The organism is Luminiphilus sp. nBUS_07 (assembly GCF_051201685.1).
GTDB lineage: Bacteria > Pseudomonadota > Gammaproteobacteria > Pseudomonadales > Halieaceae > Luminiphilus.
In genome coordinates this window covers 499,065-524,450 of the sequence record NZ_CP179213.1, presented here as the reverse complement: position 1 = coordinate 524,450, position 25,386 = coordinate 499,065, and the positions used below count along the sequence as shown (strand labels likewise).

Annotated in this window: 22 protein-coding genes; 17 read left to right on the top strand and 5 right to left on the bottom strand. The window is 54.4% G+C overall.

The features are described 5' to 3' along the window. Window positions 1-18 precede the first annotated feature (18 nt). Window positions 19-846: an archaetidylserine decarboxylase gene (gene asd, locus ACMAZB_RS02315; RefSeq protein ID WP_435219234.1), complete on the top strand. Its 828-nt coding sequence runs from the start codon at window positions 19-21 to the stop codon at window positions 844-846. Window positions 847-854: 8 nt separating this feature from the next. Here the strand turns inward: asd and ACMAZB_RS02310 are convergent, their stop codons facing one another. After that, window positions 855-2,294 carry a PhoH family protein gene (locus ACMAZB_RS02310; protein WP_435219232.1) on the bottom strand — a complete coding sequence of 480 codons (1,440 nt, stop codon included), beginning with the start codon at window positions 2,292-2,294 and terminating at the stop codon, window positions 855-857. Between the two features lie 300 nt (window positions 2,295-2,594). Here ACMAZB_RS02310 and ACMAZB_RS02305 point away from each other — a divergent pair, with 300 nt between their 5' ends. Next, complete coding sequence (locus ACMAZB_RS02305) at window positions 2,595-4,661, top strand: VacB/RNase II family 3'-5' exoribonuclease (RefSeq protein ID WP_435219230.1); 2,067 nt, start codon at window positions 2,595-2,597, stop codon at window positions 4,659-4,661. Window positions 4,662-4,734: 73 nt separating this feature from the next. Further along, window positions 4,735-6,132 carry an asparagine--tRNA ligase gene (gene asnS / locus ACMAZB_RS02300; protein ID WP_435219229.1) on the top strand — a complete coding sequence of 466 codons (1,398 nt, stop codon included), beginning with the start codon at window positions 4,735-4,737 and terminating at the stop codon, window positions 6,130-6,132. A gap of 140 nt (window positions 6,133-6,272) precedes the next feature. On the opposite strand, the gene ACMAZB_RS02295 is transcribed toward asnS, so the two are convergent. Beyond that, window positions 6,273-7,076, bottom strand: coding sequence for a ParA family protein (locus ACMAZB_RS02295; RefSeq protein ID WP_435214083.1), 804 nt, complete (start codon window positions 7,074-7,076; stop codon window positions 6,273-6,275). 134 nt (window positions 7,077-7,210) lie between these two features. On the opposite strand from ACMAZB_RS02295, the gene ACMAZB_RS02290 reads away from it, so the two are divergent. Next, entirely contained in the window at window positions 7,211-8,482 is a 1,272-nt protein-coding gene (locus ACMAZB_RS02290; RefSeq protein WP_435219227.1) for a CinA family nicotinamide mononucleotide deamidase-related protein, read from the top strand. Between the two features lie 48 nt (window positions 8,483-8,530). Here ACMAZB_RS02290 and pdxH read toward each other — a convergent pair whose 3' ends face one another. Beyond that, a complete protein-coding gene (gene pdxH, locus ACMAZB_RS02285; protein WP_435219225.1) occupies window positions 8,531-9,166 on the bottom strand; it encodes a pyridoxamine 5'-phosphate oxidase in 636 nt (211 codons plus the stop codon). 125 nt (window positions 9,167-9,291) lie between these two features. Between pdxH and ggt the strand changes: the two genes are divergently transcribed. Then, entirely contained in the window at window positions 9,292-11,031 is a 1,740-nt protein-coding gene (ggt, locus tag ACMAZB_RS02280) for a gamma-glutamyltransferase (protein WP_435219223.1), read from the top strand. Between the two features lie 25 nt (window positions 11,032-11,056). Here ggt and ACMAZB_RS02275 read toward each other — a convergent pair whose 3' ends face one another. After that, window positions 11,057-11,866 carry a thioesterase family protein gene (locus tag ACMAZB_RS02275; RefSeq protein ID WP_435219222.1) on the bottom strand — a complete coding sequence of 270 codons (810 nt, stop codon included), beginning with the start codon at window positions 11,864-11,866 and terminating at the stop codon, window positions 11,057-11,059. A gap of 153 nt (window positions 11,867-12,019) precedes the next feature. Here ACMAZB_RS02275 and ACMAZB_RS02270 point away from each other — a divergent pair, with 153 nt between their 5' ends. Continuing rightward, window positions 12,020-13,525, top strand: a complete 1,506-nt coding sequence (locus ACMAZB_RS02270; protein ID WP_435219220.1) for a hypothetical protein — start codon at window positions 12,020-12,022, stop codon at window positions 13,523-13,525. A 24-nt stretch (window positions 13,526-13,549) separates the two neighbouring features. Here the strand turns inward: ACMAZB_RS02270 and ACMAZB_RS02265 are convergent, their stop codons facing one another. Further along, a complete protein-coding gene (locus ACMAZB_RS02265; protein WP_435219219.1) occupies window positions 13,550-13,816 on the bottom strand; it encodes a hypothetical protein in 267 nt (88 codons plus the stop codon). Window positions 13,817-13,949: 133 nt separating this feature from the next. Between ACMAZB_RS02265 and ACMAZB_RS02260 the strand changes: the two genes are divergently transcribed. Genes ACMAZB_RS02260 through ACMAZB_RS02210 form a run of 11 tightly spaced genes read left to right on the top strand, consistent with a single transcriptional unit; the run spans window position 13,950 to window position 25,382 of the window. Continuing rightward, the gene (locus ACMAZB_RS02260; RefSeq protein ID WP_435219217.1) at window positions 13,950-14,693 is read left to right on the top strand and encodes a hypothetical protein; all 744 of its coding nucleotides are present in this window, start codon (window positions 13,950-13,952) and stop codon (window positions 14,691-14,693) included. Next, window positions 14,690-15,904: a hypothetical protein gene (locus ACMAZB_RS02255; RefSeq protein WP_435214069.1), complete on the top strand. Its 1,215-nt coding sequence runs from the start codon at window positions 14,690-14,692 to the stop codon at window positions 15,902-15,904. Before ACMAZB_RS02260 ends, ACMAZB_RS02255 begins: the two co-directional genes overlap by 4 nt. After that, window positions 15,858-17,450, top strand: coding sequence for a hypothetical protein (locus ACMAZB_RS02250; RefSeq protein WP_435219215.1), 1,593 nt, complete (start codon window positions 15,858-15,860; stop codon window positions 17,448-17,450). Before ACMAZB_RS02255 ends, ACMAZB_RS02250 begins: the two co-directional genes overlap by 47 nt. Window positions 17,451-17,461: 11 nt before the next feature. Beyond that, a complete protein-coding gene (locus tag ACMAZB_RS02245; protein WP_435219213.1) occupies window positions 17,462-19,570 on the top strand; it encodes an SUMF1/EgtB/PvdO family nonheme iron enzyme in 2,109 nt (702 codons plus the stop codon). Then, window positions 19,560-19,841 (top strand): hypothetical protein, encoded by a 282-nt coding sequence (locus tag ACMAZB_RS02240; RefSeq protein WP_435219211.1) that lies wholly within the window; start codon window positions 19,560-19,562, stop codon window positions 19,839-19,841. The genes ACMAZB_RS02245 and ACMAZB_RS02240 overlap by 11 nt, the downstream gene beginning before the upstream one ends. Window positions 19,842-19,857: 16 nt before the next feature. After that, window positions 19,858-20,661, top strand: coding sequence for a MotA/TolQ/ExbB proton channel family protein (locus ACMAZB_RS02235; protein WP_435214062.1), 804 nt, complete (start codon window positions 19,858-19,860; stop codon window positions 20,659-20,661). After that, window positions 20,658-21,896, top strand: a complete 1,239-nt coding sequence (locus ACMAZB_RS02230; RefSeq protein ID WP_435219209.1) for a hypothetical protein — start codon at window positions 20,658-20,660, stop codon at window positions 21,894-21,896. The genes ACMAZB_RS02235 and ACMAZB_RS02230 overlap by 4 nt, the downstream gene beginning before the upstream one ends. 3 nt (window positions 21,897-21,899) lie before the next feature. Further along, window positions 21,900-22,991 (top strand): VWA domain-containing protein, encoded by a 1,092-nt coding sequence (locus tag ACMAZB_RS02225; protein ID WP_435219207.1) that lies wholly within the window; start codon window positions 21,900-21,902, stop codon window positions 22,989-22,991. A gap of 22 nt (window positions 22,992-23,013) precedes the next feature. Then, entirely contained in the window at window positions 23,014-24,012 is a 999-nt protein-coding gene (locus ACMAZB_RS02220; protein ID WP_435219205.1) for a VWA domain-containing protein, read from the top strand. Next, complete coding sequence (locus ACMAZB_RS02215) at window positions 23,975-24,715, top strand: hypothetical protein (RefSeq protein WP_435220117.1); 741 nt, start codon at window positions 23,975-23,977, stop codon at window positions 24,713-24,715. The genes ACMAZB_RS02220 and ACMAZB_RS02215 overlap by 38 nt, the downstream gene beginning before the upstream one ends. Then, window positions 24,708-25,382 carry a hypothetical protein gene (locus ACMAZB_RS02210; RefSeq protein ID WP_435219204.1) on the top strand — a complete coding sequence of 225 codons (675 nt, stop codon included), beginning with the start codon at window positions 24,708-24,710 and terminating at the stop codon, window positions 25,380-25,382. Before ACMAZB_RS02215 ends, ACMAZB_RS02210 begins: the two co-directional genes overlap by 8 nt. Window positions 25,383-25,386: the final 4 nt, after the last annotated feature.

Sequence of the window (25,386 nt, the reverse complement as noted above, 5' to 3'; positions counted from 1 at the left end):
CACTACGTTTATCTATTTATGAAATTTTTTGCCATATTACAGTCGCTACTCCCACAACATCATCTATCTCGAGCGGCGGGGTGGTTAGGCCACCTCCAGGGTCCAAACTGGCTGAAGACGACACTAATCAAAGCTTTTATGAACAGCTATGGCATTTCTTTAAAGGATGCAGAGATTGAGAAACCCGAGGATTACGCCCACTTTAACGCGTTCTTTACTCGAGCCTTAAAAACGGACGCGCGCCCTCTCGCCAACAGTCGATTTGTAATGCCCGCAGACGGTGAGCTCAGTCAACGAGGAGCAATAGCCGAGGGCGCTATGATTCAGGCTAAAGGTCGGCATTACACCGCAACAGCCCTGTTGGGCGGCGATGCTGTAGCAGCGCAAGCCTTTCAGGACGGCAGCTTCGCCACCATTTATTTGTCACCCCGCGATTACCATCGAATTCACATGCCCACGACAGGGACACTTCGACGAACCTGTTACGTTCCCGGCGATTTGTTTGCCGTTAACAAAAGCACCGCTCAAACAGTTGACCAGCTGTTTGCCCGGAATGAGCGGCTGGTGTGCCATTTTGATACTGCCGATGGGCCACTCGCCGTGGTGCTCGTGGGTGCCATCATCGTTGCCGGCATAGAAACGGTTTGGGGCGGCGTAGAGGCCCCCTCCCCTGACGCGATAAGAGAGACCCTCTGGAGCGACGATCATGCGCCGACATTTGCGGCGGGAGACGAGATAGGTCGCTTCTTTTTGGGCTCCACGGTCATCGTAATGGCCTCAAGCGCACTGAATTGGGCTGCGGAGGCGGGGGCTGCTGTCAGGGTCAAGGCAGAGCTCGCAGGCTAAATCTGGCTTTACAGATTTTCCTCAGCAAACGCCGCCAGCCTCGACCGCAGGATGCCGTTGATGAACATAGTGCCGGCGTGGGGGTAGGCTTTTACCCGCTCTACGAGGTAGGTCAACCCCGAAGTAAGAGGGGAGATATATTTATTATCGATTTGCGCCAGATTACCCAACACGACAATTTGCGAGTCTGCGCCCACCCGGCTAATGATCGACTTCAACTGAAACTGAGTCAGGCCTTGAGCTTCGTCAATAATGATATAGGCGTTGTTAAACGATCGGCCGCGCATAAAATTCAATGATTTGAACTGAATATTCGCACGCTCTTTTACGTAATCAATACTGCCATTTGCGCACTCATCGGTGCCATGCAATATTTCCAGATTGTCCTCAAAAGCGGCCAACCACGGTGCCATTTTCTCCTCTTCAGTCCCCGGTAGAAAACCAATCTCCTCGGCGATAGGCGGGGTTGATCTTGCCAAAATCAACTTGGAAAATTTACGCTGCTCGAGAATGGCGTGAAGACCGTAGGCGAGGGCGAGTAGTGTTTTGCCCGAGCCCGCAGGGCCCGTCAACACCGTCATATCAATGTCGCCATCGTCCAACAGGCGCATCGCCATCGCCTGCTCCAAATTCCGTGGCGCTAGCCCCCAAAAACGCTGATTCATGAGGTTATCCCGGCTGTCCACGCGCAGATAAACGAACTCGTCGTCTATTTTGACCACATAAGCCAGAAATTTTTCATCATCGTAGACAAATTGACAGGGATACGCGTTGGGCAGCGCCGCCTTTGCAAGCCGATGCAGGGTGACATTGTCCTCCCGGATCGTATCCACCTCGGCAATGGTTGACCAAAAATCCCCGCTGACGTGCTCGTAGCCCGTTGAGAGTAAATCGATATCGTCCAAGACACGGTCATGGCGGTAGTCCTCGACGTTATTAAGCCCAGACCCCTTGGCCTTAATCCGCATGTTGATATCTTTAGTCACCAAGCACACCACTGCCTCTGGTTGCTCAGATTGCAGCTTTAACGCGACATTAATAATACGATTGTCATTGGCCTGATCCTGTGTCGCATTGAGAAACGGCACCACCCCGTCTTCTTGGATCAGCTGATCAGGGTAAATGGCAAGCGTGCCCAATGGCCCATTGAAATTTGAGCCGGGAATCTCAACCCCTGCTTGTGTTGCCCCAGGGCTTGCGCCGCCTACTATCTTTTCAATCATCCCAATGGCGATGCGCGCCTCTCGGCTAACCGTTTTATCCCGCCGATCCTTGATATGGTCGAGTTCCTCAAGAACGGTCATTGGAATGACCACGTGGTGCTCCATAAAGGCGGCAACCGCTGTGGGGTCGTGAAGGAGTACATTGGTGTCGAGTACGTAGGTTTTGCGGCCCGATGAGGCCGTATCAAGGTTTTCGTCATGACAAGCAGCATTAATCGCTTCCATAGGAAGACTCCTTAGCATTAGAAATTTGATCGAAAGTAGTGGTCTTATTCTGGTGGGCGTTAGTGGTAAAGCCCTGCCTGTCTTCAGGAGGTTGCGACGTTGTCTTGAACTGTTTGCTGTGGGGATCCCACCGTGGATCAGCTCGTTTTATCAAACAATATCCGCCCTACTCATTTATTTTCGGCCTGGTACCAGTAAAGCTCTCGACGTGCCCACTGTCAACGGAGACAGTAATTTAACGCTAAGAAGTCCGTCAGACGCTGACAGCAGACGGAAATTTCGCTAGCATTCACGCCTACTTTGAATCCGGCCACTGATGCCCGATTCGTCTTTGCTGACAGCTGCGATATCCGGGAGCCCCAAAAGGCCATGCTGAACAACGACGCCATGGCCCAATTGAAGGGCCTGAAACAGCAGATTGAGGCTGAAAAAGAATACGTCGACGCCACGGTCAAAGGCACACAAAATCGCTACGGTTTCGCTGTGGTTGACGACGGCCGCGAAATCTTCATTCCACCTGATGAAATGCTTAAAGTCCTTCCGGGCGACAAAGTGCGCATCTGCATTCGCCCCGCTACTCAAAAGGGCAAAAGCGGCAAAAAGAATCAGGAAGGACGAACCGTAGCGGACATCGAGCGGCTTATTGCAAGTACGCTGGATCGCTTTGTTGGAACCTTAGTGGTGAAAGGAAAGGCGGTCTTTGTTGAGCCTGACCTCCACGATATGAAGCGCTGGTTGTTTATTCCCCCTCATGCCCGCAACGGCGCGAAACCCGGGGACAAGGTTGAATGCGCACTGATGCGCCACCCCATCAAGGACGGCAAACCCTCCGCTAAAGTTCTCGCGGTGTTCGGTTCTCAGGGTTCCCCAGGCTTAGAAAATCGCTACTGTGCAGCGAGGGCCGGTCTCGCCTGGGCTTGGAACGAGAAAGACACGGCTGCCTGGATCAAGTTTGCCGAGGGGCGCAGCCCCCTGGCTGATCCAGAACGTGTGGATCTGAGCCATCTGAATTTCGTCTCAATTGACGCTGCGCGAACACAAGACATCGATGATGCCCTGTACGCCGAGGTCACCAGCGAGGGCTGGGTGCTTTACGTCGCCGTCGCTGACCCTACCGCCTATCTAGATGGGCTTGAAGGGCTAGACGAGACGCTGACCTCACGCGCGACCTCGACGTATTTTCACGGCGACGTGTTACCGATGCTTCCCGAGGCCATTGGCAGAGATTTTTGTGCGCTGGCGGAAGGAGAAGTTCGACCCTCGCTGGTCTGTAAAATCAACGTCAGCGACGCGGGTAACGTCGGCAGCTACGAATTTATTCAGGCAAAAATCCAATCCAAAGCCAAGCTGACCTACGCCGCGGTTGATCGTTATGTGACCGGCCACAATGATCAGTTGATTGCTTGGTCAAATCCGCTAGAGGCTTTAGTGCAGGCCTACCGCGCGCTTCGTCATCATCGTGAAAATCACGAGTTGGTCATGGAGGATCGCACAGAGTATCGATGGCAACTCAATGATGAACGTCAAATCGGCAACATTGAAACCTCAGAAAAGCTTGCCTCACAGCATCTGGTGGAGGAATGCATGATTGCGGCGAATAGAAGCGCTGCGCACTTTTTAGCTATGGCAGAAGCAACCGGTCCCTTTGTGGTTCATCCGGGATTCCGCAAAGATCGAGCGAGCGAGACCGAAGAGTTTTTGAAGCGCTACCTCCCAGAACTAGCCGACATATCAACGCATACAGTCGCAGGTTATCAGCAAGTTTTTACTGCCCTGAACGCAACGCATCCACTCCCCTTACGCGGCATGGTAAACCGGCTGCTGACCCGGGCCGTCTTTAGCACCTCACCGGCAGAGCATATGGGAATGGCCTTGAATGCCTACACCAACTTCACCTCACCGCTGCGTAAATACGTCGATTTTTTAACCCACCGACAAATTAAAAAAGTTCTTGCGGGAGAGCCGGGTGACACCGTGACAGATCTGCAGCTGCAAAATACCGCGGCAGCGATAGCCCGTGGCCGAAGTGCCACACAGGCCGCCGAGCGATGGCTCACTGGTAATTACCTTGATCGCTGCAAACTGGCAGAGAAAACGCGGTACGCGGGGGAAGTGGCCCACGTTACCAGCGCAGGATTCACTGTGCGGCTGGCGGACTTGGGGCTTGAAGGGCAAGTAGATTTACGTAAGGACCCTGAAAAATTCAGTTTTGATAAATGGACCGCGAGCTTGACGTCTTCTACTCGCAAGCTGCAGCTGGGACAGACCGTAGAGGTTGACTACCAAAGCACGCCAGATGCCGGCAGCGGCGCGGCACCTCAATTTAACCTCGCTCCCGGATGTGCGCTAAAGCCACCCAAGGAATGAGTTAAACCCTCTAATTTTGAGGCGCGATTTTTTACAATCCGACAGCCCCACCCAAGCCTTGAAGGAGCTCAAGATGAGCGCATGGTTACCCATAAAATCTTTATTTTCTGACTCCGACTTTATCGGCCAGTCAGTGACGGTTAAAGGTTGGCTACGCAGCAAGCGCGATTCTAAGGCAGGCATCTCATTTCTCGCGATCCACGACGGCACGTGCTTCGACCCCATTCAAGCGGTGGTCCCTAACACCCTGTCGAACTATGACCAGGAGGTTTTGCTGCTTGCCACAGGATGCGCGGTTGAGGTCTCCGGGGAGTTAGTAGTTTCTGAGGGCAAAGGGCAAGCCGTAGAGATTCAAGCGACGGCGGTTACCGTTGTGGGGTGGGTTGATGACCCTGAGAGTTACCCTATTGCCAAAAAGAGACACACTTTTGAATATCTTCGGACACAGGCGCATTTACGAACTCGCACCAATACTTTTGGCGCCATAACGCGGGTCAGACATGTCTTGGCGAGAGCCATACATGAATATTTTCATCGCCAAGACTTCTACTGGGTCAATACGCCCATCATTACGGCGAGCGATTGCGAAGGCGCCGGAGAGCTCTTTCGAGTTAGCACATTGGATTACGCCAATCTGCCCCGCAACCCCGATGGTAGCGTCGATCACAGTCAGGACTTTTTCGGCAGCGAGGCCTTTCTAACGGTTTCTGGCCAGCTCGCGGTTGAATCACACTGCTTATCGATGTCTCGGGTTTATACCTTTGGCCCAACATTTAGAGCCGAAAACTCAAATACCACGCGGCACCTTGCGGAGTTTTGGATGGTAGAACCAGAGATCGCTTTTGCTGATCTCGACGACAATGCTGCTCTCGCAGAGGGTTTGCTGCGTCATGTTATTGCTGAAGTGCTGGAACACTGCGCCGATGACATGGCTTTTTTCCAACAGCGAATTGATAAAACGGTACTGCAGCGCCTTCAGGGTATTGTCGATTCAAACTTCGAGCGAATGAGCTATTCAGAAGCGATCACCATTCTCGAAAATTGTGGTGAATCTTTTGAATTTCCGGTGCACTGGGGCGTTGACATGGCCTCAGAACACGAGCGTTACCTCGCGGAGAAGCATGTAGGTAAGCCCATTGTTGTCACCGACTACCCCAGTGATATTAAAGCGTTTTACATGCGACTCAATGACGATGGCAAGACCGTAGCGGCAATGGATGTATTGGCTCCGGGTATCGGTGAAATCATTGGTGGCAGCCAACGGGAAGAGCGTTTAGATGTGTTGGAGGGCCGCATGGATAAAGCTGTCCTTGAAGACTTGTGGTGGTACCGAGATCTGCGCCGGTATGGCACCGTACCTCACGCCGGCTTTGGTTTAGGCTTTGAGCGATTACTGGCCTACATCACGGGCATGGAAAACGTTCGCGACGTCATTCCCTTTCCCCGCACTCCGGGACACGCCGACTTTTAACACCAGTCGGTGCCCAAGGAACCCACCGGTCACCGTCAAGTTATTAACTTGTGCCCCCGAATCGGTTAAGGGTTCCGCCAACGCGCTGCATGCGTCACGCCCTACCGCTTAGCTGTTTGGTCAGAAGAGCCCGCCAGTAGTCAGCCCCGACGGCGCTTTTTGACCCCCTTTTCAAGGGCTTGATGAAGCGCAATATAGGACTGGGTGAGTTTGTGGCTGGGTGCAAGGTGAACGAGGGGCCGCATTTCATGATGGGACTCCCGCATCTTGACCGAACTGCTGAGGAAACTGTCGATGACGGGGAAACCCTCAGACTGCAGTTCGGCCACCAGTTCTCCAGGGAGTCGCGCTTGGCCATTAAACTGATTAATCACAATGCCCTCCAACGTAAGCTCGGGATTGTGATCTTCCTGCAGCTCTTCAATGTTCAACATCAATTCGTAAAGGCTCTGACGGGCAAAGGAATCACAATCAAAGGGAACCAGTACCCGATGAGCAGCGATTAGCGCTGACTTTGAATAAAAATTGAAGTTGGGTGGGGTGTCGATGTAAATGCGATCGTACTCTTCGTCAAGTTTGTTCAGAGCGTCTCGCAATTTATAAATCTTGTAACGCGCCTCCAGTTCTTTCTCTATCTCGGCGAGATATGGGCTTGAGGGCAGCAGGAACAGGTTCTCAAAGGGCGTCTCCCAAACAAAGGAATCTGGGTTTTTGCGCATATTGCGCGATCCCACGGTTTGTTTAAACAAACCCGCCACACCCTGAGCCTCAGCCGGGTACTGCTCTGCATCGACAGAGCCAATCAGGTAGTGGGTAGAGTTCCCCTGTACATCGAGATCTATAACCAGGGTCCGCAGGCCTTGACTGGCGCTGATGGCCGCTAGATTGCAGGTAATCGAGGTTTTACCCACCCCCCCTTTCTGATTAAAAACTACGCGATGCATGGGTACTCCAAAGTAAAAAAATCTATGGGCGGTAGTGTAGACGATCTATCGCATTTCGGCCTTAAGAGCCCGTGATAGTTCGTGGGTTTCACAGGCTCAGCAGGTTATCCTTGAGCCCTTAAGGAGACATCACTATGGATACACCCAGCATTGCCTTACTGCTTACTGGCAACGAACTCATGTCCGGCGACACCGTGGACAGTAATTCCGCCATGATCGCCATCCGGCTGGGTGAGCACGGCCTTGAGGTCGGCGAAAAATGCACCGTTGGCGATGATCCGACATTGTTGCAAAGCGCACTCGCCCGCCTCACCGCTGACTACCCCGCGGTCATAGTCAACGGCGGTCTGGGGCCTACACGCGACGACTTAACGAGCGAGGTCATCGCTGCTCTCAGTGGCGTTGAACTTATTGAAGATCCTGACGCCCTTGCCCACGTAGAGGACTGGTGCGCGCGACGACGAATTGCACCCAATCCAGCAAATCTTAAACAAGCCTTTTTACCAGAGGGCTGCGAGCTCATTCACAACCCCTCGGGCAGTGCCTTGGGATTCGCCATCGACATCAACGACTGTTTAGTCCTCACCACACCGGGGGTGCCCAGTGAGTTGGAAGCCATGTTGCCGGCGCTAACCTCACACCTTAAGGCTCGTATTGGGGGTGAAGCCCGTCAAATCCTTCGTCTACAGACCTTTGGTATTGGCGAGTCCTCGGTCGAGGAGCGCATCAAAAAATACGCTGACCGCTGGCCCAGTGACGTCACCTTGGGGTTTCGAGCTGGCATGCCACAGCTCGAACTCAAGCTCAGTGTCCCCAGTGCTGCAAAGTTGCCTGCACAAAAGGCCGCCCTAGCGCTCCTTGAGGAAGATTTTGGTGATCACATACTGGGCACAGGAAGTGCACGGCTGGCCGAGAAGCTACAGTCTGCTCTCCGAGACCAGGGCAAAACTATGACCAGCGCCGAGTCCTGCACCGGCGGTTTGATCGCGTCAATGATGGTCAGAGAACCCGGGTCATCCGCCGTATTGGGTACCGGCTTTGTTACCTATGCCAATGAGGCAAAGCGCGATCAGTTAGGGGTTGCCCCAACCACTTTGAAAGAGCATGGCGCCGTTAGTGAGGCCGTGGTCAAAGAAATGTTACTGGGCGCACTGCAACGCTCAGGGGCTAACATAGGCGTCGCCGTATCGGGTATCGCCGGTCCGGGAGGAGGTACCGAGGATAAGCCTGTAGGCACTGTCTGGATTGCCTGGGGAACTGAAGAGGATCTGCGCACCCATATGACGGTGGTCTCGGGCTCACGAACGTTGTTTCAAAATATTATCGCCGCCGCCTGTCTTGACCTTATGCGCAGACACCTTCTAGAACTGCCACCGCTCCCCCATTATTTCGCCCGCCAAGCCTGAACCCAAATATCGCACCCGATCATAGAAGCCAACTCCATAACCCCTAGGTCAGGGCTGCAGACGCTGAATGCTCCAGCCGCTGCCCGTATGCTCGTACCGGAAGCGGTCGTGTAAACGGTGCTCGCCTCCCTGCCAAAATTCAATTTGCTCAGGGACCAATCGGTACCCACCCCAATGAGGGGGGCGCGGAATAAGGTCGTTACCAAAACGCTGCTCAACCGACTGATACTGGTTTATCAGCGTGTCACGGTCAACAACGGGCTGGCTTTGACTGGAGGCCCAAGCGCCCAACTGACTTGCACGAGGCCGACTCGCAAAGTACCGGTCGCTTTCTTCATTGCTTATTTTTTTGATGAATCCACTCGCAGAGACTTGCCGGTCAAGCTCGTGCCAGGGAAATAGCATCGCACCTCGATGATCATCGGCTAGGGCGCGCGCTTTGTTGCTTTCATAATTGGTGAAAAAAACGAAACCACCTTCACTGACGCCCTTCAAAAGCACGATTCTTTGCCACAGGTTGCCCGCGGGCTCCTGCGTCGCCAGGGAAACCGCCGTGGGGTCCTTTAGCTCGGCCGCAATCGCCTGAGCCTGCCATTTTTCAAACAGCTCAAACGGGTCGTCGGTTAGGTTTTCGCGACGTAAACCGCCTAACACATAGTTGCGCCGATGTTCTTCGTAGTTCATGTTCAGGTACACTCGTTTAGCTCTACCAGATACAGTGTAACGCGCTTGATGAGCGAGATAGATAAGACTGGTTTTCACAGAAATTACGCGTTAACTTTTTTTGCCCCCAAAAATGGACTGTCCCGATGTTTGACCGATTCAAAATTGCCGCATTGAGCACCCTGCTATTTTTAGGCACCGCAGAAATCCAGTCAGCCGAGGTGGTCTCCAGCGAGGCACCCTTGATCGATTTTCGTAGTCGCTTTGTACCCATGGCCGCGGACGGCAATATGGTGGTGGGCCCAGAGCGGTTTGCCAGTGAAGCGGGCCTAACCATGCTCAGTCAGGGCGGCAATGCTGTCGACGCTGCAGTCGCCACCGGCTTCGCGCTAGCGGTGACTTTGCCTAGAGCCGGCAATATCGGCGGCGGTGGCTTTATGTTGGTGCATCTCGCTGCTGAAAACCGCAACGTATTTATTGATTACCGGGAGATGGCACCCGCCGCGGCAACTCGAGACATGTTCCTGACACCCGAGGGCAAAGTCGACAAGCGCCGCGCCTACTTTAGTCATCAAGCTTCCGGTGTACCCGGAACCGTCGCGGGGCTTATTCACGCCCTCGAAGAATATGGGACTCTGCCCCTTGCCACCGTGATTCAGCCCGCGATCGATCTTGCCGCAAACGGCTTCGTCATGGACATTACACTGCACCAAAATATCAGTGCTCGTGCCGAACGGCTGGCCCAAGATCCTGAAACAAAGAAAATTTTTTTGGGGAACGATGGTAAGGCTCCCGCCATTGGCAGTCTCTTCAAGCAACCCGATCTCGCCGCCACACTGCAGCGAATCGCCGACAATGGCCGAGATGGCTTTTATGCAGGGCCAACGGCCGAATTAATCGCCAAGGACATGGCTGCTAACGACGGGCTAATTACCCAAGAGGATCTCGCTAACTACGTTGCTGTAGAGCGCGCCCCCGTTACCGGCCAATTCAAGGATTACGCAATTGTCTCGGCCCCCCCGCCCTCATCTGGCGGCATTCATGTTATCCAAATGCTCAACATTCTCGAGCCCTATCCTCTAGCGACCTGGGGCCATAATTCGGCTCAGTATCTACACCACGTAATTGAGGCGATGAAGCTGGCTTATGCCGATCGGAGCGAGCACTTGGGTGATCCTGAGCGCATGGAAGCTCCGATCGACTTTTTGTTAGCAAAAGATTACGCAGGCAAGCGACGAGGACTTATAAACTCAGACTCTGCCACGCCCTCTGCGGAAATCGCCCCCGGGGTCATGCCCACCCCCGAAAGCCCCGACACCACCCACTATTCGGTCGCTGACAGCGCTGGCAATGTCGTGAGTAACACTTACACCCTAAACTTTAGTTTCGGCTCGCACATCACCATTCCCGGAACAGGGATTTTGATGAATAACGAAATGGACGATTTTGCCGCTAGGCCCGGTTTTCCCAATGCTTACGGTTTAGTGCAGGGTGAGAAAAATGCCGTAGCACCGGGTCGCAGACCCTTGTCATCAATGACGCCAACTCTGGTCTTTCGTAACGGCGAGCCTTGGCTTGCGACCGGAAGCCCCGGGGGATCGCTCATTATCACAGCCGTCATGCAAACCATTCTTAACGCCATGGCTTTTGATATGAATATTGCCGAAGCCGCCGCAGCGCCTCGAGTGCACCACCAATGGATGCCTGATCGGGTGCTCATTGAACCCGGTATCAGTCAAGACACCCTCAACATTCTGGAGGGGATGGGCCACAACATTGAGTCAACCCGACGGACGTTGGGACGCACGAATTCTATTCAACTGGATGGTCCCTGGCGCTACGGGTACTCTGATTTGCGCAGACCTGGAGGCCATGTCGCTCGGTGAATAGCCCAAAGGGCAACTACTGAGCTTACTTCGGTCGCGTCTCCCAGCCCTCGGGGAGTTTGACCTTCATTGTTTGCCTAGCCAGCGCCACTAAAGCACCGTTGGAATCCCAAAGGTCTGCATCAGACTCGACCAGAGACTGTGTTAAATGGCGGGAGCGCATGCGCCCCAGTAGTGGCCCCGGTGCCGGCTTGGCACGGCACTGTACTGTGAGCTCGATTGTGGGCACCCAACCAAAGGGGCCAAACAACGTAAAAGGCGGGGGCGGCATAATGTCGGCGAACATGGCCAAGTCCAGCGTATCGCAAGGGCTTTCATCCCGGTGTTGTAACCAAGCGACAAACTCCCCCGTGCTGGAAGCAATCCCTTTTTCAAAGACTTCTTGACCGTGGATGAGCCGCATATCAATGCGGTCATGAATCTCGAGATGTTGTGCGCTCATTCCCTCAGTTTCTGAAAAGGGGGGCACAACTGGGGGCTCGCTATTTAACCAAGTTTCGCCGTTTAAGCGCTCATTGTCGGTATATGCCGCAGTAGCACGAACCTTAAGCTCACCCTCTTGATACAAACTGGCGGAGCCAAAGCTAGTGCCTCGCCCCTCACGCAGGATCTCGACCTCGATTTCACAGGGGCCCAGCTGGCAGGGGGCTAAATAGAAAGCATTAATAGATAAAGGGTCTTTGTGGGGCAGTGCCTCGCGCAGGGAACGGGCGATCACAGACAGCACATAGCCCCCATTCATGGTGGAGCCTATGCGCCACCCCCGCTGAAACTCTGACTGCCAGCGACTGTCCGACAAACGACTCACTGCGGTATCGCGCTCAAATTGTCCCAAAACGACTCTCTCTGCTAGATTTAAAGGGGTGCTCCGACAAGGGCTGTGAAGCGTAAAGCAATTATACGGATCAAAGACGCAATGCGCTCACCTAATGATGGGTAGCTCACCCGCCATCATTGGGGTAGGCCATAACTTAAAGAGGCGACGATCATGCTGCAGCATGCCAAGCCATCACAATATCAACACCTGCTGTTACTCGCGCTGTTTGTAACGGCAACGCCTATGGCGCATGCAGAGCCATCAAACGCTACTGCACTGTCTTCAACGGCGTCGCCCGAACCGCTGACGCAAGCAGTACCGCAGACGCAGGATGCGCCATCAACTGGCACCCCCAATCCCCCAACCATGGCGAACGAAGCCGATAACGGGGTTCAGCCCTCAGTTAGCGAAAACGAGGCCAGTGTCGTGCAAAGCAGCGCGACCGACGAGGCAGCGGCTTTGGTTATCGATATGAGCGGAAAACTCGACAGCGCTCCCACGCCAGCGGCAGTATTAGCGCCCGAGTCGCGACTGGTAGAGGAATATCGCGAAGCTATTCGGCAGGCAGAGCTCGCAGGCGGCGCTTACGCCCCGGCACTTACGGAGCATTTGGTAGGCCTAGGCACCACCCTGCAGCAACTTAAACGTCATGCGGAGGCGGTGGAGGTATTTAAACGCGGTGTTCAACTGGCGCGCATCAATTCAGGCCTCTACAGCGCCGAACAGCTGACGCTGCTGCGGGGTGAGATCTTAAGCCACATGGCACTGGGGGATTTCGCCCTCGTCGATGAGCGCCAGCGTTATCTCTACCGCGTTGAACGCCGCGCTTTAACGAGCCCTGCGGATTCGTCTCAAGCGCTACTGCGGCAAGCACAGTGGCAGCGGCAGGCCTACCTTTTAGAGATTGGAGACCCCGAAACTCAGGCGGGAAGATTAATGCTTAGCTGGGATCTCTATCGCATGGCGCTTAACGAAACTATCGACACCTATGGGGATCGATCGCTGGCGTTGAAAATCCCCCTGACGGGCATGATGGAAACCCAGTACCTCTTTGCAGGTTACCGAGCCTTTTCACCGACTAGGAGCTCATCGAGTAACGCTGACGATAATTTGGTACCCCTCAATAATGACTCCTACCGTCGTGGAGAATCGGTGCTCAAGGCAATTCTCGAGGTCAACGTCATCAATAATTTGGGAGCTGAGCAAACTATCGACGACACCATTGCCCTTGGCGATTGGGCTTGGTGGTTTGGCAAGTTCAACCGAGCGCAGGTCTATTATAGTGAAGCGCTGGGTCTCATTGAGGCTATACCAGAGGAAGAGCGCAGCGCTAGGGTGGTCAATCTGTTTAGCCAACCCACCGCCTTACCATTGCTTGCAGGCAATGCCCCACTCCCTCAACACGAAACCCGAGAAGATGGCACACTGGTCATAGGCTTTGATATTTCGGGTACGGGCAGAGTTACTAATTTGGAACGACTGCGAGAACCCGAGGTCGAAGAAGAGAAGGCTATACGGCGACTGGTACGCGCTTTGAGAAATACGCGATTCCGACCGCCATTCGCCGATGGTATGCCGGTTGAGAAAGAGGGCCTTGTTTGGTCCTTTGAACCCGTATCATGGCGGGGTTTGGCGCCATCGGTTACCGCCGCGTCGACAACTGAGACAGGGGAATAAGATCGGCATGATGCAGCGAGTCATTCATAAGAGTATTGGGGTAGTCAGCGTTGTAAGCGCCGTTTTACTGCTCAGTGGCTGTCCAAGCGCAAGCACCCCAACCAAGCCTTCGACGCCTTCGCCACCTAGCGCATCAACGCCACCGCCTAGCTCAAGCTCCAGCTCAAGTTCTAGCTCGAGTAGCAGTTCAAGTTCTAGCTCGAGTAGCAGTTCAAGTTCTAGCTCGAGTAGCAGCTCAAGTTCAAGCCCGAGCAGCAGCTCAAGCCCAAGTAGTAGCTCAAATTCGAGCAACAGTGCCAGCTCAAGCCCCCCGAGCCCGACTCAGGGCGCCTCATCGCCTTCGGGGGACGCCGGTAGCACCCAACCCGGCAGCGACAGCTTTCCTCAACCTGCCGGCGACAATTCAGGATCAGGGGACGCCGCCATGCCCGGCGATACCGTTGCGGGGGAGGCAGCACAAGGGAACGCCACTGAGCCAGGGTTCGGCGATACCCCAGGGCAAGAGGCCCTACCGGATATGCGCGACGTACTGCCAACATTTGATGAAAGTTATGGCGACGCGTCAGGGCAAGCAGAGGGTCAGTCTGAAACTCAGGGCACGGGGGATGCCTCGGGAGATGACGAGGGGCAAGGTAATCCCTCAGGCAATTCGCAAGGATCTACTTATGGCCAGCGTCCTGCCGCTCAAGGCACCCGAGCCGAAGGCGGCATGGAGGGCATGTCTGGGGTCGATGGAACCCTTACCACCATGGAGCAGGTCGCTATACTGGATCGGCAGCTCGAGCAGAGCACCAGCGATTTCGACGCATTAATTCTAGAAGAGCAGCAGCGCCAACGAGAAATGGAGCGCAGTAGGCAACCAACAACCACACAACAGCCCGAACCTGCAGGTCCGGGAACCTCCGGTCGGTCGCCCTATCAAGATGATGTTGCCATGGGCGACGGCGGCGGGATTGGCGGCGGACTGGGAGGTGCCAGCGGCGGTGGCGCGCCCCCCGACAATCCTGCTATTTATAAACCCCCAGTCGACATTCCCGACGGTGCCGACGATGATGTCGTGGCACGACAACTTCGCGAAGCAGCAATGCGAGAGCCCGACTCCGACGTTAGAGAGAGACTCTGGAATGAATACCGTAAATACAAAGGCCTAGAGGTACCTGAGGCATGATTGCACGGGCCATATTGTTGCTGTTGGCGGTCATGCTAACGGGCTGCGTCAATCAAACCGTAAAAAGTACCTCGGTGCCGCCCTTAGCACAGCCCCCCCAGCCCATCCCAGATGCTCAGGTGTTGGATGTTGGGGTCGCAATTCTTGATCCTGGCATCGGCGAACTTCAAGACGACGAACGGGTTTATCCGGAAATCCGCCGTGCTGAAGCCACTTTTATCGCGAGAGAACTGACTACTACCCTCGAGGAAGTAGGCGCTTGGGGTGCAGTACGCGTGGTCCCCGATACCAGTCAATTTACGGATTTATTGGTGACTGGAAAAATACTGCACAGTGACGGCGAGCACTTGGAGTTGGCTGTCAAAGTAACGGATGCTCGCGGGACACCATGGATCGAAAAAACTTACGAGGGAGTCACCAGTCGCTATGCCTACGAAAATCGGGCAACCGCTGATCGCGACCCCTTTTTGCTGGTGTATCGGCAAATAGCCAACGATATGTTGGTCGTTTTCAATCGCACATCAGCACAGGAACGTATCGCTATTCGGCAAGTGGCGGAACTGCGCTTTGCCAGAACATTTGCTCAAGACGCGTTTCAGGACTACCTAGCTCAGGACAAAAACGGCATTTATAACATCCAAAGACTACCCGCAGAAAATGATCCCATGCTGGAACGCGTGCGGAATTTACGACAGCGTAACTATATATTTGTCGACACCCTGCAGGGCTATTACACCGGCTTTGCCGAAGATATGTATACGCCCTATCAAGAGTGGCGCAAATTAAGTTACGACGAGGTGGTGGCCCAACGGGAGCTTCAGAGTGAAGCTAACCAACGTCTCATCGCAGGTGCAGCGGCAGTTATCGCTGGCATTGCCGCTCAGGGGTCTAGCAGTGACTACGCGAATACAGCCGGGGTAGTTGGCATTGCGGGAGGCGCCTACTTACTAAAAAGCGGTTTAGAAAAGCGCGCCGAATCGAGTATTCATTCGCTGGCCATTGAAGAGTTGGGACAGTCTTTGTCGGCAGAGATCACACCCAGAGTGATTGAGCTAGAAGACCGAACGGTGCGTCTCTCTGGCAATGTTGAGGACCAATATGGCCAATGGAGGGAGCTCATGGCCGACATCTACGCGACTGAAATCGGGGCGCTGGACATGCCCGATGATCAGGCTACCGATCTGGCACCTGACAACTCTGAAACCGACTGACGTCGCCGTTAACGATACTATGAGTGATTCCCATGAACAGCCCCTGAAGGCCGCCGCTTTCAGCCCCCAAGCAGCTACGCCGGAGGGGTTGGCCGAGGCGGAGCATGGGCGACCCAAGTGGCTAATACCCGCTGCTATCGCTTTATTCATGGCGGCCATCGTGGTCTTCGTCGTCTTACCCAGCGTGATTTCAACCGACAAACTTGCAGCGCCCGTTCCCACTGAAAGTAGCCCGCTAAGCGGCACCCCCACTCAGGCAGGCGGCACCGTCAGCGGCGATACGCCAGGGGAAGAACGCAGCCCCTTTGCCGAAGCGCAGCAGCAAAAACTTCGAAAACTGGCCCAAGATGCCCTTCAGGTCGTGCTGGAGGCCCAAGAAGCACTGGAAGAATTCTCAGTAGAGCGTTGGGCCCCAGAAGCGTACGCAGCTGCACTCGCAGTTGCTGCGGAGGGTGACGAAGCCTACCGAGAGCGGCTGTTTGTAGAAGCTGCCGCCGCTTACCAAGAGGCGGCGGCGGGCCTCGCCGTTCTTGAAGACAGTATTTCAGAGCGGGGGCAGGCAGCACGTCTCCAAGCTTTAGAAGCCATTGAGGCAGGAGACGCTGCAACAGCACAAAAGGGACACGAATTACTTACGCTACTTGAACCCGGAGACCCGGAGCTGCCAGTTCTGCTCGAGCGCATCACTAAAATTCCCGACGTCGCTGCTGCACTGCAGTCCGCTGCTGAATCTGCCTTGCAGGGAAACACGGGAGCTGCTGTTGAAGCGGCGTTGGCCGCTCAAAAGCAAGATCCAGAACACCAGCGCGTTGCCGCGTTGTTGGCGCAATATCAAGAAGCCGACGCTTTAGCCCGCTTTCGAAGGGCCATGAGCGAAGGTTATGCGGCATTGGATGAAGAGAATTTCAAAACCGCCGAACAATTCTTTAAGAAGGCGGGTCAAATTCGTCCCGGGGCGTCAGAACCCCAATCCGCCCAGATGGAGCTCGCCGCAGCTCAGACCGCAGCGAAGCTGCGCGAACTGGCCAACACTGGCAAAGCACAGGAACGCAATGAAGTCTGGGCCGATGCCGTCGCGACTTACGAAGAAGCACTCAGTATCGACAGCACCCTCATTTACGCCCAGGCTGGCCTGAAAAAAGCAGCGCCCCGCGCCGAACTGGCCGCTGCTCTCAACAGCATATTGGCAGACTCGAAGCGGTTGGTTGACGCCAGAGCCTTGCAGGCTGCGGAAACCGTTCTGGCAGAAGCCGTGGCGATAGAGCCTCGGGGGCCAGTATTGGAAGGGCAAGTGGTAGAGCTCGAAAAGCTGCTGCTTTGGGCAAAAACGCCAGTCACCGTCAGATTTACGTCTGACGACCAAACCGACGTCACCCTGCTTCGGGTAAAGAGGCTGGGTACTTTTGTAAACTCGGAACTCACCTTACGCCCGGGGCGTTACACCGCCCTCGGAGTGCGAAACGGGTTTAGAGATGTTCGCATCAACTTTGACATCAAACCGGATAGCCGTGCAGAGATTGATGTGCGTTGTGTAGAGGCCATCTGAGTAGAAGCCCTATGACTCAAAATGACGATATGCGTCCCCTCACTGCCGGAGGCTTTGCTCCGGTATCAGGAGACAGTGCTGAAGCCCTTAAGCCCTCGGGCTTTCAACCACTGGACCCCGGGAAGCGCCCGGAGCGCCCACCCATCTGGCCGAAAATTATTTTGGCCGCTGTTGGACTGATTGTAACGACCCTACTGTTTTTCTTGCTCACCGCACGATCATTGGAAGTCCAAGTAGACGCCATAGGATCGGCAACCATTGATATCGATGGCATCAGTGTGCCCTTGGGCAAGCGCTATTTGATTCGACCCGGTCGGTACCTCATCACCGTACAGGTCCCCGGCTATCGCGACTGGCAACAGGAGACCTTGGTTACCGATGCCGACAGTCAACAGCTTTTGGTGACTCCCGCTATCTTACCGGGGCGCGTCACGCTGCTCAGTGAACCCGCTGGAGCCAGCATAGCCATTGCCGGGCAAGTCATTGGCACCACGCCACTGCAAGCGTTAAACCTTGAAGCCGGACCAACATCGCTCCAGATCACGCTACCGCGTTACCAAGCCCAACAAGAGTTACTGGAGGTTACCGGGCGGGGCGTCGAACAAACCCTGTCGATAGCTTTGGAGCCTGATTGGGCCAATATCACGGCCCTAGCGATACCCAAAGACGCCACAGTTTGGATAGATGAGGAACCAAGGGCAAATTCCGGTGAGGTGATCGAAGTCTTGAGTGGTGAGCACCGATTAAGTTTGCGAGCACCGGGTTACATTGACGCAACCCTCGATCTAAAAGTGGTCGCGGGTGTCAATCAGACCCTTGAGTCAGTAACCCTTGTACCCGCCGCGGGCGTCCTAGATTTACAATCAAATCCAAGTGCTGCCAATGTCACCATTGACGGCGAATTTATGGGTCTCACGCCACTGACTGTCGAGCTTGCCCCCGGTCGTGAACATCGAGTGCAGGTCAACAAAGTAGGCTACTCGCGAAAGAGCTTTAGCCTTTCGCTAGAAAAAGGCGCCACTGCGAATCGGGTTACAACGCTGAAACCCAAACTTGGTAACGTTGCCTTTGAGTTGGCTCCAGGCAACGCCGAATTATTTATTAATGGCCGGTCAAGAGGCCGCGGTAACCAAGCGCTAGACTTGGCAGCCGTAGAGCAACGGGTTGAGGTTAAGTTAGAGGGATACGCCAGTCAGCGTCTGCGCGTGACCCCCCGGCAGGGCCTTGAGCAAGTGGTAGTGGTTACGCTGCTAACAGAGGCTGAAGCTCGAAAAGCGGCGCTTACACCCGAAATCACTTCAGCGTTGGGACAAACGCTGGTGCTAATAGACCCCTTGGCCGAACCTTTAAACAGTTTCAGCATGGGGGCTTCCCGCCGGGAGCCAGGGCGGCGCTCCAACGAGGTCCTGCACAATGTCACTTTGGAGCGTGCGTTTTACTTGGCAACGACAGAAACGACTAACGCGCAGTTTCGAATGTTCTTAGAGAGTCATGATAGCGGGCAAATTGAAGGTAACAGCCTCAACCGCGAGCAACAGCCCGTGGTTAAAATTAGCTGGCAGCAAGCGGCACGGTTTTGCAACTGGCTGAGCATCAAAGAAGGCTTGCCGCCATTCTACCGAGACACCCAAGGCATTATCGATGGCTACAATCCGTCGAGCACCGGCTACCGGTTGCCCAGTGAGGCAGAGTGGTCATTCGCGGGAAGGATTGAAGGTGAAAGTTATCGCAAATTTGCATGGGGTGATGACTTTCCTCCCAGCCAGCCGGTTGTCAACGTTGCCGACAACACCTCCGCACTGGTGACAGGACGCATCCTCAATGGCTATGCTGATGGCTACATTGTTTCTGCACCAGTGGGGAGTTTCCCAAAAAACCACCGGGGGTTATTCGATATGGGAGGCAACGTCGCTGAATGGGTACACGACGTTTACGTCATTCCATCGGCCAACGCCAAAAGTGCAACCGACCCAATGGGCGCCCTCAAAGGCGACAACTACACGGTACGAGGGGCCAGCTGGGCTTTGAGTCGATTGGCTGAGCTAAGATTAACCTTCCGAGACTACGGCGCCTCAGGGCGAGACGACTTGGGATTCAGGATTGCACGCTATGCTGAATAGAAAGCAAATCACTCATCGCTGCCTGTGGCTGACCGCTCTGCTGGTTGGCGCCCTCGGTTACCCGCTGTCGGCGCAAGAGGCCGCACCCGAGACGCCCATAGACGAAGCCTCATCAAAGACCGCGCCAACATCAACCAATGACATCAATGCCGACCAAAGCACATCTGAACCACCCATCGAGAATGCGGCCACAGCCCAGCCCAGTCTCAAATATGAGCCGAGCGAGCGTATTTCTGAAGATAGCTCGGTGTCTTTTCCTGTCGATATCTGAAGAGGTTTAGCCCAGCATGAATCTGCGTTTGAACAATGAATTTCTCTATCAGATCTTCGCGCTCTTGCTTGCCGTTATTGTCGTGCACGGCATTTATATTGGCGTCATCAGGCCTACCGCAGATGCCCAGCTTGCCGTGCAAGCTGCCATGCAAGCTGCTGGGGAGGACGTGGTTTCTCAGCGCACTCTGGCAATTGTTATTCGAGACCTTGAGCAAGAAGCTTGTTTTATTTTGTTGCTGTGGGCTCTCGCCATCATGGGGATGAAAGGCAAACGCACCCGAGACGAGCAGAGCATGCTCGATAAAAGCCTTATTGAGGTGCCCACCGGCACCAGCCTGTTACCTCAGGACAGCCGCGAATATTCTCGAATCCTCGAGGCGTTACCAGAAGAGGAGCAGGATTTTTTGCTACCTCGAGCGCTGATGAACGCCCTGCAAAGATTTGCAACCACCCAATCGATTCCCGCAGTTTCCGAGTCAGTGCGGGAGCAGTGCGATATTGAAGCCGACCGCCTCGACTCGGAACTTTCAATGGTGCGTTACATCTCCTGGGCCATTCCCTCGATCGGCTTTATCGGCACAGTGCGCGGTATCGGTGATGCATTAGGCCAGGCCTACAAGGCTGTAGAGGGTGATATTTCAGGGGTGACGGTAAGCCTGGGCGTTGCATTCAACAGCACGTTTGTGGCACTGGTGCTCTCCATCATCATTATGTTCGCCCTGCATCAGCTTCAACTGTCTCAGGAGCGATTGGTACTCAATACCCAGCGTTATATTGACCGTAAATTGCTGCGTCATCTGGCAGTGCCACGTCTATGACGGCGCTATTAGATTTACACGACAGTACTCTGCGACTTTGGCACGCTGATACCTGCCTCGAGTCACCGGGTTATGCTTGGTTTGACGGCAATCACTTTCGCTTTGGCCTGCCTGCGATGCGAACGCAGCGACGTACACCTCGCGCCGTCAACACCCGCTATTGGTCACAGCTGAGCACCCAACCCCTGTCGCCGCCACTGGGGCAGGCCAGACATGGGGCAGACCTCGTTCATGCGCATTTACAAGAATTGCACCAGCTAGCCAGCCAACCAAAATCGGTGCTGTTAACCGCGCCGGGCAGCATGGACCGTGAGGCTCTATCGCTACTGCTAGGAATTGTTGAGCACCTCCCCTTTGACATCGCAGGGTTAGTTCACCGCAGTGCGGTGATTGGCGCTGCCAGCGGCCTGTCTAGTGGGTTGCATGTGGAGTTGCAGCTGCACCAGACCTTGATCACACCGTTTAGCGCTGAGGGCGACAGTGTCACTGCCACTGCGAGTCAAGTTATCCCCGGAGAGGGCATGCTAGCACTCCAAGATCGGTTAGCCACCGCTATTGCCTCAAGCTTTGTGGCACAAACACGCTTTGACCCTCTGCGCAGCGCTGATGCTGAGCAGTCACTTTACGACGCCTTACCTCTGGCACTGACAACACTGCAAAATCAAACAGAGACCCAAATAGCCATAAGCGGCTACTCCGCACGTATCACCCGAGACGACCTTAGGGGCGTCGGTGCAGCCTACGGACGAATGCTAGAACCCCTACTGCCTAGCGATACACCCGTAGTGCTTGAGAGTCCCCTGAACTTACTGCCGGGCTTAACCCTCGCTGTCTCCCGCCAAAACACCACGGCAGAGGTAATCGCAAGCGTCATAGCAAATTGTCAATCTGAACTGCTGCAGGCGCCTGAGCAGCTCGCTTTAAACCACCGTGTACCCATTGTTCACAGCGAGGCAAAGACTGCTGAAACTGGCTTTTTATCGACAGAAGCGGCGCCAGCGCCGGCACCAACACATATTCTTGTAGGATCTAAAGCTCAGCGGATCGGCGACACCGCCTCTCTGGCAAATGGCACGGTCCTGCAACGCACGCAGGCTAGTGTCACAGTAGCCAGCCCATCGGCCAATCTGCGGGTTAATTCCAAGTTGGCTGAGGCCAATCAGTTGCTTGAGGCCGGAGATAATTTAGACGACGACACCGGCTTTACCGGATTACTCATTGTGGTAGAGGACTGAGCATTGGCCCGGCGCAAGCGCCAAGCATCAACCTTTAACCTCAGCTTTCTGGACATCATGTCCTGTGGCTTTGGCGCCGTCGTGCTGGTATTTCTTATTATCGATCACTCCATGGAAGTAGAGGCCCTCACCCTCAATGCTGAAGTATTCTCAGAAATTGACCTTCTAGAGGATGACATTGAACAGGGACAGTTGGGGCTGGTAGCCCTGCGCAATGCCCTCGCAAGCGTCGACGTCGACATTGTTGAAGCGCAAGGCCTAGCCACTCGAGTGACCGAAGACCTCGATCGTTACGAGGCCCTGATCGCTTCGCTAGAAGAGGAAGGCTTTACCGATACGACCGATGTCGAAGCCCTCAAAGCAGAAATCAATCGCCTTGAGGATCGGGTGAATAAGCTTCGCGAGGCGGCCAAAGAAGAAGCGGGACAAAGTGCCCGGGACTTCACCGGCGATGGCAACCGACAGTACCTGACGGGATTGAACCTGGGCGGTAACCGCATTGCTATTCTTGTCGATACCTCAGCCAGTATGCTGGCCGATTCGATTGTAAACGTCATTCGACTGCGCAATATGGATCCTGAGCTACAGCGCTCAGCTGATAAATGGCAGCGTGCGCTCAACACCGTCGACTGGCTTACTTCTCAGCTTCCCATTAATTCCCAATATCAAATTATTGCCTTTAATACCGAAGCCCAGCCGATTCTCTCGGAGACTGCAGGTAAATGGTTGGAGGTGGCAGACGCGCCACAGTTAAAGGCGGCCACTGAGGCCTTGCGTGATCGTCTCCCCAGTGGGGGTACGAACCTGCATGGTGCTTTTGATGCGGTTGGCACCCTCCCCGGCGGTCCCGATAATATTTTTCTCATCACCGACGGGCTGCCCACTCAAAGTTACGAACCACCCCGCCGCACCACGATTTCCGGACGTGATCGGCTCAGTTTATTTCGAAAGGCGGTTCAGCGGCTTCCAGCGGGCGTACCCGTGAATATTATTTTGGCGCCCATGGAGGGAGACCCCATGGCTGCCTCCGAGTTTTGGCAGCTGGCCCAGGTGAGTGGTGGTTCGTTTATGTCGCCCTCTCGGGATTGGCCATGATTCCGATGAGGCGCTGCATACCATGAAAACACGCCGGGGAACGCCAGAATTTTCCATATCCTTCTTGGACGTCATCTGCTGTGGCTTTGGTGCCGTCATCCTCTTATTGATGATCACAAAAACGGTGCAACCCCAGATATTAGAACGCTCAACCATTGTCGCCGATGGCCGTGTTGCTGACCTGACCGAGCAACTGTTTGAGATTCGGGGAGAAACAACCATCCTGAATCGCGACCTCAAGGCCAAGCAAGAGCAAATCTCTGAATACCGCGAGCGCATCGCCATTCTTCAAGGTGCCTTGGCAAGCACTCGGTCGCGATATGACAGTCTTGAAACCACCCGCAACTCTAACAGCATCATTGAGCAGGAATTGGCCATAGCCCGACAGCAGCTGAGCGAGGAAGAGAAGCGCCTATTGGGGGTCAACAGTCAGCGAAAAAATCAGTTGATCGGTGGGATTCCCGTTGACAGCGAATACATTATTTTCATCATCGATACCTCCGGCTCCATGTTCTCCTACGCCTGGGACAGAATGCTTATCGAAATGGAGGCGACGCTTAACATTTACCCGGAGGTCAAGGGCATACAAGTTCTCAACGACATGGGTAACTACTTATTTTCTCGATACCGTGGACAATGGATCCCTGATACCCCCGCAAGGCGCAGCTTAATCCTGCGCAATCTCACCAATTGGAATGTTTTTTCCAACAGTTCACCGGTCGAAGGTATCACCGCTGCAGTGCGTACTTTTTATGATCCCAAGAAAAAGATGTCGATCTATGTTTTTGGCGACGAATTTACCGGGGAATCCATTCGCAGCGTGGTTGAAACCGTTGATCGTCTCAACGCCCAAAATTTTGGCGGCGAGCGACGCGTCAGAATCCACGGCGTGGGGTTTCCCGTACAATTTATAAGACCGCCAGAGTTACAGGTTACTGGCGTACGTTTTGCTACACTGATGCGAGAGCTGACCTACAAAAATGGTGGCACGTTTGTTGGACTTAATAACTTCAGGCCTTAGTAAATACCAACGCGCACTGGGCGCATTAGGTGTTGCGCTCCTTTTTACGGCTTGCGGCGCCCGAGAGGTCGTTGTTCAAGGCAACTTCCCGAAACCTCTTATGGACCCGTTACCCCTCACTGTCGCAGTGATCTACACCGATGAGTTTGCCCAACACGAAATTTTTGACGAGGCCGCGGGGCGTGCTGAATCAGACTGGCTGGTTAAAACGGGAGATGCTCAGGTCGAGTTCTGGAACACGCTATTTAATGGCATGTTCGAAAGCGTCGTTCAGATAAAAGACAGCGAGTCTTTGGCAGCCCATCAAAACACGGTCGACGCAGTGATCATTCCAGCGGTTGCCGATCTTCAGTACACCATCCCGCTACACACCAACGTAAAGATCTACGAGATCTGGATGAAGTACCGTTTTAAAATGGTGGCCTTAGAGGACGTTCATGGCAATGAGAATGGCGACTTATCTATCAACCCCGATCGATATTTCGCCGACTGGACGCTGACGGCCTACGGCAAAACCCCCACCGCTTTTTTGCAGTCTGACGAGGAAGCTGTGAATCTCGCCGCTGTAGTGGCGCTCCGTGACGCTGGAGCCAACTTCGCCACTTCTTTTTCCCGAGTCCCTGATATTGCCACTTGGATGAGCGAGGGACTGCCGCCTGCACCCAACGAAGAAGCGGAAAGAGCGGGGGCAACCGATGACTAAAATGCTGCAAAGAAGCCTAACCGCAGGTTTATTAGTCGCCGCGTCAATACTTCAGGGCTGCGTCAACGCCACCGTTGATGAGATGACATTCCTTGAGCCTACTGAAGGAATCGGTGATGCGTCAGTAGTCATTATGGGACGACGGCATGCCCCCGACTACGAGACCGAATTCGATTTTATTGAGTGCATCGGTGACCATATTCGCCGCGGCGATAACTCGATTTCCGTACTCCATGAACTTGAGTTTATTAACATGATGTACCCGTGGTTCGAACCTCGCACCGCACCGCTTCGCACCGATGACATTGACAAGCTTCTTGCTCAACAACGTGTCGCCGATCGCTTTGAAGAATTGAAGCTCGAGTACATGATCTGGATCGACGGCTCCACAATTGAAACCAACAGTTCAGGATCAATGACCTGCGGGGTGGGCCCCGGAGGAGCGGGCTGTTTCGGTTTTGGTACCTGGGGCAATGCCTCTGACTACGAGGCCACGATCTGGGATTTTACCGATGAAATTGAGGTAGGACGCATCAGTGCCAACACCAGCGGCCAAAGCTACATGCCCGCCGTTGTGGTCCCGATACCCATTATTGCCCCGGTTCAAGGCACCGCCTGTGACAGCCTGGGTGACCAACTGCTCAAGTATTTGTCCGCCAAAATGTAAAACA